The organism is Rhodococcus sp. APC 3903, from assembly GCF_030407755.1.
In the GTDB taxonomy this organism is placed as follows: domain Bacteria; phylum Actinomycetota; class Actinomycetes; order Mycobacteriales; family Mycobacteriaceae; genus Rhodococcus_F; species Rhodococcus_F erythropolis.
In genome coordinates this window covers 1-13,862 of the sequence record NZ_JASDCV010000052.1, presented here as the reverse complement: position 1 = coordinate 13,862, position 13,862 = coordinate 1, and the positions used below count along the sequence as shown (strand labels likewise).

Below are 13,862 nucleotides of genomic sequence, written 5' to 3'. Positions count from 1 at the left end.
CTGAAGTAAAACAAACGAACTCCGGAAAACTCGGGGTACATCAAAGTCTCCGGACTCGCCGGTGCGATTCAGTGTCGGGGCAGTTGAGGCGTAGTACGCAGTACAGCGGGGTGTTGTGGATCGGTGGTGGGCCGCCGGGTGCTGGCCGGGTGTACTTCATGCGGAGTGTTTCGAAGTCCAAACCACGTGGGGTGTCGGTGTTTCTGCCTGATTCGTTGCCGTACTCGAGTTCGGAGGCGACGGTCGTCACGCACACCTGGTTGTCGAGCGGTCCGGGTGATCCGAATCCGACTATTGTCGCCGGGTCGACTGCTCTCGTCTCGGATCCGAGGGATGCTGCGTTGTGCTGGGTGCAGCTTTCTGTGAGTGTGGCCGGGAGTGTGCCTGTCGGTATCGGGTACCGCGTGACTGTCGAAGCTCGCCCAGATTCGATCCGGCGGTCCGGATTACCCAGCTGAACAGTAGTTGAGGATCGGACAGGTGCGGGGCCGGCCTCGGACGGACATGGGTAACAGCTCCAGCGAGTGATGGCGGCATCGAGCACACTCAGCTCCCCGCTTTGCCCGAGCGTGCGTCGCTGTGCCCCGGACGTGGTTGCCGCGAAGTTGCTCTGCCAGAATTAGGAAGATGACCGACAAAAACGGCAAAAGCAAAGATGTGACTGCAGTAGGTTCCCGCGTGCGAATCACGGTGTCAGACTCCGATACCGATGTCAGCGTGACATGCACGGGTGTGGTGATCGAGGACTACGAGGACATGGTCATCGACCGCGGTTCGGTGGGGCGGAACTGGGCTCCGGTGCACAGGTGGGCGATCGCACTCGACGACGGACGACTGATCTTCGCGAACGACGACGACCTGACGTCCGCGGACTAGGGTTCATCGGAAGCCTGTGGCGGAGATGTTGGCACGCCGGCGAAGAAACTGGTTTTCGCAGCGACCGGACCCAGGCTCGAACTTATGCAATATCGTTTCATATCTTGTATGTTTTCATTTTTCGATACAAGGATGATCGAGCAATTCCGAGGCTTTTTGCTGCACGCATCCTGTTGCCATCGTTCTCTTCCAGGCTTTTTACTATCGCCTCTCGTTCCACGTGTTCGAGAATTCCAGAAGCATGAATCGATGACAGGCGAATGGAATCTGGAAGATCTTCTACCTCTATCCTTCCGGAAGGTTTTTTCGACAAGCATTCAGAGAGTGCATGACGGAGTTCAGTTATGTTGCCCGGCCAGGGATACGTGGAGAGCTTTTCGAGGGTTTCACTGCTCATTTCCGAAACACCGTTGCCGGTTATTTCGCTCAGTGTTTGCCGCACAAGGTAAGGGAGGTCGTTTGTGCGGTGTCGGAGTGGTGGGACCTGGATCGATCGGCCGAAAATCCCGTGATGTGATCGATGAAAAGGATTGTCTTCCGAATCAGAGTTTTCCGCTTCTGTCACTATGGCCGCCGCTCCAACGAGATTTCCACGTGAGCTTATGTCGGACAGCACCTTTTTTACAGAAATCATTTCGTCAGTTGTCCACCGTTCCGGATGCCGCAAGATAAGGTACAGGGATTCGTTGCGACCGGAATCGACGTCTGTCTTAACATCGTTCGCATCGAAGCCTGGCTCGAGTTCGATAACAGCGACATCGGGATACACCTCAAAAACCGTTTCCCTGATCAGTTTTTCTTTTCCCGCCCCTCGTTCTCCGACGACAACGACGTTTTCTTTTCGTTCGACCGCATCTCTTATTAAGGATTTGACACTTTTCCATACCGAGGACACTTCGTTGCATGATTCGGAACCAGAATTGTGTCCAGTACCCATCAATGGACCGTTGGTCACATCGAATTGAGGGGCCCTTGCAGCAGCCGTTACGTAAACAGCTACGTCAAGTGTGGTTAAATTTACTATCGACACTCCGACGCCGACAACAGACTTTCCTGATGATATTCGTGTGGTTCGTATTTTTACTATTCGCTGCGGGGAGAGTTCGATCTCTTCCGTCGCCTTTGTCGCTCGTTCCGCGAGATACAGCGCATGTTGGACGATTATTCTCTGCTCGTCGGCGTCGAAGAGCTTCTGCGCTTTGCTGGTAGAGATCAGAACATTCTTTCCTGCCACCAGCAGTGGTGAACGAGTTTTTGCTTCCATTTTCGAGAATGCATTGAAGAGGATGCGTTGGTTCAGTTCTCGATCGTTGAGTAATGCGGTTTCGATTGTCGAGGCGGCGGAACGAACGAAACTGTGTAGCAGTGGGGTCGAGTGCTCGACCAGGCAGGTGAGATCGAGTACACCCTCGATGTGTCCGGAGAGGGGGTCTCGGATCGGAGCGCCGGAACACGAGTATTTTTGGAATCGCTCGTGAAAGTGTGCTGCTCCGACGATATGGACCGAGCGACCTGATTCGAGGACCGTTCCTACTCCGTTGGTTCCGACTTCACTTTCCGCGTAGCTGAAACCTGGAGCCAGCGAGATGGTGTCGACCAGCGCGCCGATCGCAGAGTTGGTGTCCAGTCTGGAGAGCACTCTTCCCTTGTTGTCTGAGACCGCGACGCTGAGCGGCACGTCCTCGGTGTATTCGATGAGCTTTTCGAGTACCGGCTGGGCGTAATGGACCAGGCGTGATGCGATATCGACATCACCGATGTACCGGATATCGCCGCCTTCCGGGGACACTCCGGCGGCTTGTGATCGGAGCCAGGAGGCAGCGACGAACTCGTCCGTCCCTCCTATTAGGGCGTCTCTGTCGCCTAACCTCACGCGCTTTCGGTCGTCACCGTCGGTGTCGTCGACGATCCCCATCATTGTGTCCTCCATGCTGACGACCTGCTACATCGCCACCGTCGCTACGCGCAGGCCCGGTGTGACCCGTGCATTCAGGAAACACCCGGTGGTGGTGGTGTGGAGTGTCCCAAGGTCGGACACTCCACACCCTTGCCCCCGGTGTGATGCTTTCCCGTGTTCGCAATCGAAGTGATGTCCATCACTTTAGTTTCATTCCTTCTCGACAATGCTAGGAGCCTCGATGGAGCGTTTGATCAACATCGACAACGGCGGAACCTTGACCGACATCTGCGTCGGCAGTGGATCCGAGTTCGCATTCACGAAGACACTCACGACCCCGGTCGATCTGTCCCAGTGCCTGTTCGACGGTATGACCAAGGTGTCCTCGGTCATTTACGGCGAACAGAACCTTTCGGGTCTGCTGCATTCGACTCAACACATCAGGTATTCCTCCACCCAGGGCACCAACGCTCTCGTGGAGAGGAAGGGTCCTCGTCTCGGGTTGATCACCGATGATGCTGCCATCGTGGACGAGCTGCGCATCGACGCTGAGTCTGCGTCACTCTTCGACGACTTGGTCGGCCCCCGCACCGCGGTGGTATCCGACAATCTCGACGCCGACGCCTTGACCACGATACTGGTCGCGGAGATCAACAGGTTGACGACAGCGGGTGCGGAACGGCTGATTCTCGCTGCGAAGTCCAAAGACCGTGAGGCACTGTTCAAACGGATCATTCTCGAAAGCTTCCCGAGGCATCTTCTCGGTTCCGTCCCTGTTCTCTTCAGCTGGGAATTCGCCTCCGACGAATTGCGATCACGCCGAATCTGGTCCGGCATCATCAACTCGTTCCTCCACCCCACCGTGGAACGCTTCCTCTACAGCGCCGAACGACGCCTACGCACCTACAAGATCAAGAACCCGCTGCTCATCTACCGTAATGACGGGGCGTCCTCGCGGGTCGCGAAGTCCGTGGCACTCAAGACCTATTCTTCCGGACCGCGCGGAGGGCTCGAAGGCACACGCGCACTGGCCCAAGCGTACGAGCTTCCCCATGTACTCATGATCGACGTAGGCGGAACCACGACCGACGTGGGGACGGTGAAGAACCACGCCATCGCCACCGAACGCCGCGGCCGGATCGCCGGTATTCCCGTCTCCTACGAGCTCAGTGACGTTCAGTCCACAGGAGTGGGTGGCAGTTCCATCATCGCTGTCGAGAACGGGCGGATCGTAGTCGGCCCGGAAAGCGTCGGCGCGGCCCCTGGCCCTGCATGCTTCGGCTTCGGTGGCAAGAAGGCAACCATCACCGACGTCAATTTGCTCTTGGGAGTCCTCGATCCCGACACCTACCTCGACGGTGAAATGTTTCTCGACGCAGAACGGTCCCGCGCCGTGATCAGTGAGAGCATCGCGGAGCCGCTGGGGCTCACTGTCGAGGAAGCACTGATCGAGATGGCATCGGCCTACGCGGCGAAGGTATCGGAATCGTTCGCCGCGTCCGTCGAGAGTCCTGAGACGACAACCGTGGCCGCGTTCGGCGGCGGCGGTCCGATGAGTGCGTGTGATGCCGCGCGTATCGCCGGCGTGCGCCGGGTACTCGTCCCGAGACTGGCCGCGGTGTTCTCCGCGTTCGGCATCAGTTTCTCCGACATCTCCCAGTCCTACGAAACCAACATCACCAACTGCGCGCCCGAGCAGATCGACGCAGCGGTCAACGAATTGCTTTCCCGCGCAACACGAGACATGTTCCAAGAAGGATACGACATCGAAGAGTGCTCGTTGGAGTGGACGTCATTGGTGGAGGACACGGACGGGGTAGTGACGCACACCGAGTTCGAGCGTGATCTCGATGTCAGATCTACCGAGGGAAACAAAACCATCCTCGCACTGAAAGCGACACGGGAACTGCCCCATTCGGTTGTCAAGGGCGGGTCACCCGAGAAGAAGACGCCGGCGGTGTCGACACTGACGCGATCGGTCCGCACCGCCGCCACGCTGGTCGAACAACTACCTGTCTATCTACTCGATCAGCAGATCGCAGGTGCGGTCGCATCCGGTCCGGCCATCGTAGAGGGACAGTTCTTCACCGCCCAGGTACCGACCGGCTGGAACCTGGAGGTCTCCAATTCCGGTGACCTCATCCTGACCGACACGGTGTAGTTCGGGCGCGACGACACCGCCCGAACCGTGACATCGACATTTCTCGACACGAAAGTAGAGAACATCATGCGTATCCCCATGACCGAATATCTCGCAATCGATCTCGACTCCGAGCGGTGGCTCTGCCGGGTCTGCCAGCACGACCTGGGTAATGCTCGGGGAAACTACAAAGAAGGCACCTTGGTCTACGACCGAGACCCCCGCGAGATTCACCCCTCGATTCTCGATCCGGAGAAATACGAGTACACCTTCGCCCCGGATCCGTTGTTCTGCCGCATCCTCGAATTCTATTGCCCGGGCTGCGGCACGCAGATCGAAACCGAGTACACCCCACCCGGACACCCCCCGACCGTCGACATGATCTGGGACATCGACGCGCTCAAGAAGCAGTGGGCCGACCGCGACGGCGATCCGGAAACACTGATCAACTACGGGCCCGGCGAGAACGCCATCTCCGAACCCCGAACCCCGCATTCGCACTCCCATTCACACGCTCAGCGCTGACCCCGGATCGAAGGAGACTTTCATGAAACGCATTTCCGTTGACATCGGTGGAACATTCAGCGACTGCTTCTTTGTCTGGGACGATATCTACGTCGAAGCGAAGGCGCTGACCACTCACCACAACCTGGCCCTCGGATTCAACGAAGCACTCGACTTGGCATGCGCACGCGCCGGTGTCAGCCGCAGCGACGCCCTCCGCGAGGTCGATTCGGTCCGCTACGCCACCACACTGGGCACCAATGCACTCATCGAAGGCAAGGGCCCCAAAGTCGCCGCCCTGGTGACGCACGGATTCGAAGACACGATCCACCTTTCCCGTGGCCGCGGCTACGGTGAGGGCCTCGACGGCGTCAAGCAAGGTGACATGGCGGACGCGCAACGGCCGGATCCTCTGGTACCGCGTCACCTGGTTCGATCCGTGAAGGAACGAGTCGACGCCGTCGGCGAGATCCTGGTTCCACTGATGGTCGACGACGTGCGTGAACAAGTTCGTGAGTTGGTGGACAACGGCGCCGAAGCCATTGTCGTGGCGCTGACCAACGCCACCGAGAACTCCGCCCACGAGCAGCAGATCCTCGAGATCATCCTCGACGAGTACCCCACACACCAGCTCGGTGCGATCCCTGTTCTGCTCAGCAGTCAGGTGTCGGGCCGAAAAGGCGAATACGTTCGGGCGACATCGACAATTGTCGATGCATTCCTCCACGAGACGATGTTCCACGCGCTCAACCAGCTGTCGAGCAATCTGCGTGACTCCGGTTACGAGAAGCCGATGCTGGTCATTCACAATTCCGGCGGCATGGCCCAGCCGAACTCGACCGATGCACTCCAGACCATCCACTCGGGCCCGATCGCGGGAGTCGGTGGGGCACAACACCTGGCGGAAACCACAGGCATCGGTGACGTCGTCTCGATGGACATGGGGGGAACATCGTTCGATATCGGCCTGGTCCCCGAGGGCGGGGTTCGGCACTACGATTTCCAGCCGACCATTGGCCGCTGGCTGGTGTCGGTTCCGATGATCCACCTCAACACACTCGGCGCGGGCGGCGGATCCATCGCTTCTTTCGACCGGATCCACAATTCGGTGAAGATCGGCCCCGAATCGGCAGGTTCGGACCCCGGCCCCGCCTGCTACGACCGCGGCGGCTTGCAGGTCACGGTCACCGACGCCGATTTGGTGCTCGGATACCTAGACCCCGAGAACTACGCTAACGGCTACATCGCGCTCAACAAGAAGCGCTCTGTCTACGCCATCGACGAAAATCTTTCCGACGAACTCGACATGGACGCTGTCGACGTCGCAAAGGTCATCAAGCGCACCGTCGACGAGCAGATGGCCATCGGCATCGAGAAGGAACTGCGCTCACGTGGCGGTCTCGTCGAGGACTACACCATGCTCGCCTACGGCGGCAACGGCCCGCTGCATGCCTGCGGGATCGCAGCCAAGGCCGGAATCAACAAGATTCTCTTCCCCCCGTTCGCATCAGTGTTCTCCGCTCTCGGCGCGGGCAACATGAAGCCCCTGCACATCCACGAACGGAGCGCGTACATCGTGCTCTACGAACCGCGTGAGCGAACCATCTACGACCAGTACGAACAGCTCAACACCTACATCGGCGAACTCGAAGCCAAAGGCGCCGAGGACCTGGTCCGCCAGGGCTACAACCGCAGCGACGTCAAGTACCGACTCGAGATGGACATGCGTTACGGCAACCAGTTGGTCACCACCGCGGTCTCTTTCGACATCAACCGAGTCGACGGTGTCGCCGATGTGCTGTACCTGATCAAAACGTTCGCCGAAATCTTCGGTCAGCGCTACGGCGAGGGCACCCAGGCGCCCGAAGCGGGCGTGCGCGTGCAGACCTTGCGCGTCGCCTCCTACATCGACGGCGACGTGGTCAAGTTCGATTCCATCGACGCCGGCGGTGACCGCGCAATCCCGACACCGGTAGCGACAAGGAAAGTCCACTTCACCGACATCAGCGAGCCTGTTCACACCCCGGTCTACGACGAGAACGCACTCGACCACGCATACGTGATCGCCGGCCCCGCCATTGTGACGACAGAAAGCACCACCTACCTCGTCGAACCGGGCTGGCGACTCGAGCCGACCGTGCAAGGCGCCGTCTGGCTCCTCAAAGACTGACGAGCAGTCGAATCAACCACAGTTTTTTCTAAGGAGCCTGAAAGCATCATGACAATCCTGGACAACGGCACCGGGCCATCCGCCGACCGCGACGGAACCCAGCAACTCAGCGAACAAGAACAGCAGTGGGTCGACAAGTTCATGGACGAGACCACCCTCTTCCTCGGACCCGACCCCGACATCATGCGACACCACCAGATCGCGCCGCGCACAGCGCACGAAAGCTACTGCATGACATCGGATACCGATCCGATCGAAGCCGACCGCATCCGCAAACGTCTCGCCGGCGCACTCGACGAGGCCTTCGAGATGTGCGAAAGCATGGGCGCTGCCCCCGGCGCTAAATGGGCCGACCTCTCCGTCGCCGTCTACACAGCCGAAGGCGACGTCAGCTACCTCTCCAACCGCGGGGTCATCGCCTTCTCCGCAGTGCTGCACCACCCGATTCGCTACATCATGAAGAACTGGAAAGACGAACCGACAGTCGGAATCCGGCCCGGAGACGGCTTCTTCCACAACGATTCCCGGTTCGGCATGGTGCACAACACCGACCAATCGATGCTGGTACCCGTCATGCGAGACGACCGGATCATCGCCTGGGTAGGGGCCACCATCCACGAAGGCGAAAACGGTGCCTGCGAGCCCGGCGGCATGCCGTCCGGCTCCGAAACCCCCTTCGACGACGGGCTGCGCGCCTCACCGATCAAGATCGTCGAAGGCGGGCGACTGCGCCGCGATCTGTTGACGTTCCTCCAGCACTCGACACGCGACCCCAAACTGATGCTCGCCGACATCAAAGTCAAGATGGGCGCCGTCAGCAGAGTGATGGACACCGTCGACCGCCTCATCGACGAAGTCGGCGAAGAAGCATTCGTCTCCACCCTTCGCACCACCGTCGAAAACGTCGAAGCCGAGGTGCGGCGCCGTATTTCGGATCTACCGGACGGAACCGTCACCTTCAACCAGTTCGTCGACTCGACCCTCAAAGAAAACATCTTGATCAAGTTCGCCTGCAAGATCACCATCAAAGGCGACACCATGACCGTCGACCTGACGGGCACAGGGCCGGAGATCCTCAACAGGGCCATCAATTCACCCCTCGGCTCGACAAAATCATTCATGACGCAGGCGATTCTGTCGTACTGGTGGCCGGACCTACCGCGCAGCACCGGTGCCCTCTCCCCCATCGAGGTCATTTCCGAGGAACACACCTGGGCAGACGCCGGATACGACGCACCCGTCGGACAGTCACTCCAAGCTTCGTTCCGCGGATTCTCTGCCCTGCAGACCGCATACGCGAAGCTGCAGTTCTCCTCGCCCACCAAGTACTCGAACGTGATCGCCCCCTGGTTCAACCAGATCAACGACTTTCTGTGGGGCGGAACCACCCAGCACAGCGAGCAGGTCGGCAACCTCTGTGCCGATCTGAACGGAATGGGCGGCGGCGCCAAGGCATTCCGAGACGGCGAAGACGGCGTCGCACCCCTGTTCTGCGCGATGGCCGACATCGCCGAGCAAGAGGTCATGGAAGAAGAGGTCCCGTTCCTGCAGCTGGTCAGCAAGCGACTGGTCACAGACAACCAAGGCTTCGGCAAATACCGAGGCGGCATGGGCTACGAAATGATCGTCGCCTCACGTGGCACCCCCAGCTGGGGATTCATGACAGTCACCTCCGGCTCGAAGTTCTCGTCGGTGAGCGGAATGTTCGGCGGCTACGGATGCCCCACCTATCCGTTGTCGATGGTCAAGAACATCAATATCTACGACATCATCCGCAAAGATCCGTCACAGTTCGACCTGTCCATCGAACGCGTGATGAACGAACAACCCTACGAGGGTGGCAAATACCTGACCGGCCACATGGGACTGCAGTTCGACGTCGCCAAGGAAGGCGAGCTCTACATGATCAGCCAGGGCTCCGGCGGTGGATACGGCGACATCCTCGAGCGAGATCCCGAGCTTGTCATGGCGGATTTGCAGCTCGCGCGGATCTCGGACAAGGTGGCCGGCGAACTGTATGGCGTCGTCTACGAACCCGACACCTTCGTCGTCCGCGAGGAGGACACCACGGCGCTACGCGCACAGATGCGTCAGGACCGCTTGAAGCGGGGCAAGCCGTACAAGGAATTCGTGGCCGAGTTCGTCAAGCCCGAACCTCCGAAAGAGTTGCTGTACTTCGGTTCCTGGGGTGATGACAACGACCAACTGGTCGCCACCCACTGGGGTAAGAGTGAGCCGGAGCGGGTGACCGCGCGGCTCGAGGATCTACCCCTCATCATGATTCCTGACCGCCGCGTGCTCAAGATCGAGGAGCTGAGCAAGCGGGTCCGCGAACTCGAGGCCAAGTGCGGCGAGGAAGTCCAGCACAAGTCCTGACCCTGCCGATACCGCGCGGTGATGCTCCACCGACCCCTGCACCACGTCGGTGTGAGCATCACCGCGCGGTATCGCACCAATCTCTCGAGGAAGACCATCATGTCCGCCAGCCTTCTCACCGCGATCGCCACACCGCCCTCGGGCCGCGCCACAGCACTCCTACTCGATCACCACGAGTACGCCCAATCGGTGTTTCTGCGCAACCGCCCGGCCCCCTGGGACGACCCCACCAGCTACGCCCGCTTCTTCAACCAAGCACAAGGCCTACTCAAACCCGACCTGGCCATCCTTGACCTGAACCACTTCTACACTCATCACCTCGAACAGAACCCCACCCTGCGAGATGCACTGTCCCAGAAGAAAAGAACCGGGTACGCCCTGCGGACCATGCTCGCGGACAAAGCCCTCACCAGTGGCGCTATCGCTCTTGCACAAACACTGACAGCAATGGCGTCAGGACCAGTGGTCCTGCAGATCCCCTCCCCCATGCAGTGGCTACGAGCCACACACCACTATTCGGGTTCTTCCGACGTCGACAGCCTCGATGCTGACGACGCGGAAAACTCGTCGATGTACGTTGCCGATTGGCTCCGCGGATTCGCTGCACTCCCGTTCGCCGCGATACTCCTCGATGACCGACCAAAGGGCTCCTCCGCACCAGTCACGCCGGTCGGGTTCGACGCCTACACCCCGATCGTCAACGTCACCGCGCACTACCGACTGCTCGTCGGCATGCGCGACGCCCACGGTGTAACCCTTCACCAGCAAACCATCCGCGGAAGTGTCCTCCCCGAAAACTACTGGCTCGGAGAACAAACAACACTTCCTCCCGGCGACTTTCACATCACTCAGATCCCCGCCACCGCGATTCCCGAAGTAGTCCTCAACCAACTAGCCCAACTCAAGTGACACAGATCTCATCTGCACCGTGAATCATGTGGCAAGGTACAGACTCAGTTCGCGGAGAACTTCGACTTCCGTGCCCAGTTTTGGCCCCGTTCCGGTGGCCACCCATCCTCGAAAACCGGCAATGATCAGGTAGAAATGGATAACGATACGCACGTCCCGTGCCAACAAACTTTCGAGACGGTGAAGGAGCGCTGGTGACCGACTCCCACCTCACCACACGTCCCTCATCGCGCATTTCGCAATCGCGCCTGACAGAAGGTGAAATCGATCGTGCACTTGCCGCAGCGACCGCCGGTCACCGCATGGCAGGTATGGAACCAACCGCCGCTGACCTCGAAATCGGCCGTAGGCAATTACGCGGAGAAATCACCGGAGACGAAGCCGTGAGCCTTGCCATCGCTGCAGCGCTCACAGCACGAAACCAACGCAAGGAGCAATGCTCATGACCACAGCACGCAAAGTCGTCGACGAGCACGCGGGCGCTCGCAGCATTGAAGAATCTGTGCAGTTCGCCACCGCCGGCGTTCGACTGGCCGGCGGTACCGTCACCGAAGAAAACGAAGCCGCGCCCCGCCGAGTACTCACAGGCGAGAAAACAGCAGAACAAGAGCTGTCCGCGCTGCGCCGCACACTGGGGTACTGACGACCCTTGCCGCCGAAAACTTCACAGTTGTTCCCGGGATGACTACTACATCCCAGGAACAACTGTTCTACGCAACAAGCTGACCAGCACAGCCGAACCGTACGGAACAACAGATCCTGACAAGCTCCGCAGCTACGAAGAAGCTGCCACCCACATACGCATGGGTGAACTAGCCCGACACCGGTCTCCGGAAGGCGCTGTCACGTTGTTGAAGTCGGCAAACTGGGAGAATCGGTGGGGTGGGCACCCCAATGCCGTCGTACAAGCGCCACCACTACCCGGTCGAGATCGTCAACCACTGCGTGTGGTTGTACTTCCGGTTCCAACTCAGCTTCCGTGAAGTCGAGGAGATGACGCTCGAACGCGATGTCGTGGCGAGTTACGAGACGATCCGCCGGTGGTGCGCCAAGTTCGGCCAGGCCTACGCCAACCAGCTGAAACGACGGCGGAGCCGGCCCGGTGAACAAGTGGCACCTCGACGAGATATTCATTCGGATCAACGGCCGGCAATATTATCTGTGGCGCGCGGTCGACCAGGACGGCAACGTACTCGACGTGCTGGTCCAGTCACGCCGAAACGGCAACGCCGCCAAACGATTCTTCCGTAAGCTGCTCAAGGGCTTGCACTATGTGCCGCGGGTGATCGTCACCGACAAGCTCGCCAGCTACCAGGTGGCGCACCGTGAACTGCTGGCCTCGATCGAGCATCGCCAGTCGAAGTACTTGAATAATCGAGCCGAGAACTCGCATCAACCGGCCCGGCAACGAGAACATGCGATGAAACGCTTCACATCACCTGGGCATGCGTAACGGTTTTGTCCGCGTTCGGCGGCATCTCACCGCATTTCCGGCCCACCCGGCACCGGCTCACCGCGCTCGAATGGCGTATCGAGATGGCCGACCGCTTCGCGGTCTGGCAGGAGATCACCGCGACCGATGTCGCCGCCTGAATGTGAGCGGCCCGGCGGTGTCCCGTAACGGAATTCCCCAAACTAGCTGCACCGCTAAACTTTTCAATTAACGTAACAGTGCCCGAAGCGGTGCTCGTGTGTGAACATATTGAATGGGCCGCGGACTTGTTCGTCGACGAACAACGTCGGCCGGTTGTACGAGGAGATCTTGCTGGTCATAGACCAGGTGAAACCTAAGTGACGGCCCGAGAAGGTCACTTCGACGCTCAACTTCAGCGCAGATGACCCGGTACTCGTGACAGCGGACTCACCGCTCTTCTTCATCGACTCGGCATGAATGTCGGTGTCGAGTTCCAGACCGAACACCACCGATGCGTCTGCCGCGATCTCGTTGGTGACAACGAAGCTACTCACCAGGGTTCGATGGTCGTGTCCCTATGTTGTTCTGCGCGTTCATCATCGCGCCTTCCTGTCGGGAACGACCGTGTACCGCCGCTTCCGGCTGGCAGCCGTACTCTCGGCTGCACAGTTGAGCATGTCAAGGTTGTTCGGCCCCAGTGCAGTGCCCCGCGCGAACGGAACCATCCAATCCGCGGCGTCGATTCCGCTCGGCGAAGACCAGTTCGACACCCCGCCAGTGCTCGTGATAGTTGCCGCGTTCTCCCGGTTCATCACCGCGATGCTGCTGCCCATTCGGGTCACAAGGACCTGGTCAGCAGCAGCACCCTCCGCCCGTCCTCTACCCGCCGCCCTGAGGGACGAAGCACTCACCACAACAGGACGAAACACCTCACCCACCAACGCCCGTGACACGTACAGTCGATATGTAAACGTCAGGACACATTTGCCGGCGTCTACCGGCCTCGTCGGTCCCCTGCCTTGTGTGGCCGTCGAGGCTGCCCGCCCCCATTAGCCACCAGCGCACCGCCCGGGGCGATAGACCACGACAACGCACTGGGATCACTCCCGACAGGTGACGAAACAACCCTGCCCGCCCTGTCATTTATCTCACCATTCGAGGAACGTCAGACGCGGCGCCTATCGCACGGAACAAACACGGTTCCCGAAAAATAATCCACCGCAACACTTTCCGGCACACAACATCAGGAACGAATGTGACTCACCGCTAACCACCGAACACAGCAGAGAAACGCTCACCCTCGGTTACGACGCGAATTTTCGTATCCGAAACGACGTATATCTATGACACGGCGCGGCAGAACGGTATACATAACTCGTGCGCCAGCCTTCCCCCGACGACAACGGCCATCCACCTTCCGCTTGCACACTGCCAACCTGCCAACCACACCCGGCCCGGGCAGCAGCAGCGAACCAATGAGCGTCCCCGCCGCGACAACGATCGCACATGTCGAGGACGAAGCCTCGCACGACGACAGCCCCGATACGGTGCTCGATGGACCGATGCTCGATGATCA

The 13,862-nt window shown here is 59.6% G+C and carries 11 protein-coding genes and 1 pseudogene; 10 read left to right on the top strand and 2 right to left on the bottom strand.

What is annotated here, in order from left to right:
• Positions 1–627 precede the first annotated feature (627 nt).
• The gene (locus QMA15_RS31970) at positions 628–876 is read left to right on the top strand and encodes a hypothetical protein (protein WP_290289015.1); all 249 of its coding nucleotides are present in this window, start codon (positions 628–630) and stop codon (positions 874–876) included.
• Positions 877–973: 97 nt separating this feature from the next.
• Here QMA15_RS31970 and QMA15_RS31965 read toward each other — a convergent pair whose 3' ends face one another.
• Positions 974–2,806 carry a helix-turn-helix domain-containing protein gene (locus QMA15_RS31965; RefSeq protein ID WP_290289012.1) on the bottom strand — a complete coding sequence of 611 codons (1,833 nt, stop codon included), beginning with the start codon at positions 2,804–2,806 and terminating at the stop codon, positions 974–976.
• Between the two features lie 208 nt (positions 2,807–3,014).
• Here QMA15_RS31965 and QMA15_RS31960 point away from each other — a divergent pair, with 208 nt between their 5' ends.
• From QMA15_RS31960 to QMA15_RS31925, 8 genes and pseudogenes are all read left to right on the top strand, one after another.
• On the top strand, positions 3,015–4,934 hold the full coding sequence (locus QMA15_RS31960) for a hydantoinase/oxoprolinase family protein (protein WP_290289010.1): 1,920 nt from the start codon (positions 3,015–3,017) through the stop codon (positions 4,932–4,934).
• A gap of 66 nt (positions 4,935–5,000) precedes the next feature.
• Entirely contained in the window at positions 5,001–5,438 is a 438-nt protein-coding gene (locus QMA15_RS31955) for an acetone carboxylase subunit gamma (protein WP_182263277.1), read from the top strand.
• Between the two features lie 22 nt (positions 5,439–5,460).
• Positions 5,461–7,587 (top strand): hydantoinase/oxoprolinase family protein, encoded by a 2,127-nt coding sequence (locus QMA15_RS31950; protein ID WP_228232912.1) that lies wholly within the window; start codon positions 5,461–5,463, stop codon positions 7,585–7,587.
• 48 nt (positions 7,588–7,635) lie between these two features.
• Complete coding sequence (locus QMA15_RS31945) at positions 7,636–9,963, top strand: hydantoinase B/oxoprolinase family protein (protein WP_290288995.1); 2,328 nt, start codon at positions 7,636–7,638, stop codon at positions 9,961–9,963.
• Between the two features lie 99 nt (positions 9,964–10,062).
• Positions 10,063–10,872 (top strand): hypothetical protein, encoded by an 810-nt coding sequence (locus tag QMA15_RS31940; protein ID WP_290288992.1) that lies wholly within the window; start codon positions 10,063–10,065, stop codon positions 10,870–10,872.
• A 194-nt stretch (positions 10,873–11,066) separates the two neighbouring features.
• Positions 11,067–11,318 (top strand): antitoxin VbhA family protein, encoded by a 252-nt coding sequence (locus QMA15_RS31935; RefSeq protein ID WP_290288990.1) that lies wholly within the window; start codon positions 11,067–11,069, stop codon positions 11,316–11,318.
• Positions 11,315–11,515, top strand: coding sequence for a hypothetical protein (locus QMA15_RS31930; RefSeq protein WP_290288988.1), 201 nt, complete (start codon positions 11,315–11,317; stop codon positions 11,513–11,515). Before QMA15_RS31935 ends, QMA15_RS31930 begins: the two co-directional genes overlap by 4 nt.
• Positions 11,516–11,766: 251 nt before the next feature.
• Positions 11,767–12,465, top strand: a pseudogene (locus QMA15_RS31925) (IS6 family transposase).
• A 63-nt stretch (positions 12,466–12,528) separates the two neighbouring features.
• Here QMA15_RS31925 and QMA15_RS31920 read toward each other — a convergent pair.
• Positions 12,529–12,840 carry a hypothetical protein gene (locus QMA15_RS31920; protein WP_290288985.1) on the bottom strand — a complete coding sequence of 104 codons (312 nt, stop codon included), beginning with the start codon at positions 12,838–12,840 and terminating at the stop codon, positions 12,529–12,531.
• A 70-nt stretch (positions 12,841–12,910) separates the two neighbouring features.
• Here QMA15_RS31920 and QMA15_RS31915 point away from each other — a divergent pair, with 70 nt between their 5' ends.
• On the top strand, positions 12,911–13,339 hold the full coding sequence (locus QMA15_RS31915) for a hypothetical protein (protein WP_290288983.1): 429 nt from the start codon (positions 12,911–12,913) through the stop codon (positions 13,337–13,339).
• The last annotated feature ends 523 nt before the right edge of the window (positions 13,340–13,862 follow it).

Coding starts and splice junctions, on each gene's coding strand:
- QMA15_RS31930 (WP_290288988.1), top strand. CDS start 11,315: ATGACCACAGCACGCAAAGTCGTCGACGAGCACGCGGGCGCTCGCAGC.
- QMA15_RS31945 (WP_290288995.1), top strand. CDS start 7,636: ATGACAATCCTGGACAACGGCACCGGGCCATCCGCCGACCGCGACGGA.
- QMA15_RS31960 (WP_290289010.1), top strand. CDS start 3,015: ATGGAGCGTTTGATCAACATCGACAACGGCGGAACCTTGACCGACATC.
- QMA15_RS31955 (WP_182263277.1), top strand. CDS start 5,001: ATGCGTATCCCCATGACCGAATATCTCGCAATCGATCTCGACTCCGAG.
- QMA15_RS31940 (WP_290288992.1), top strand. CDS start 10,063: ATGTCCGCCAGCCTTCTCACCGCGATCGCCACACCGCCCTCGGGCCGC.
- QMA15_RS31950 (WP_228232912.1), top strand. CDS start 5,461: ATGAAACGCATTTCCGTTGACATCGGTGGAACATTCAGCGACTGCTTC.
- QMA15_RS31965 (WP_290289012.1), bottom strand. CDS start 2,806: ATGGAGGACACAATGATGGGGATCGTCGACGACACCGACGGTGACGAC.
- QMA15_RS31970 (WP_290289015.1), top strand. CDS start 628: ATGACCGACAAAAACGGCAAAAGCAAAGATGTGACTGCAGTAGGTTCC.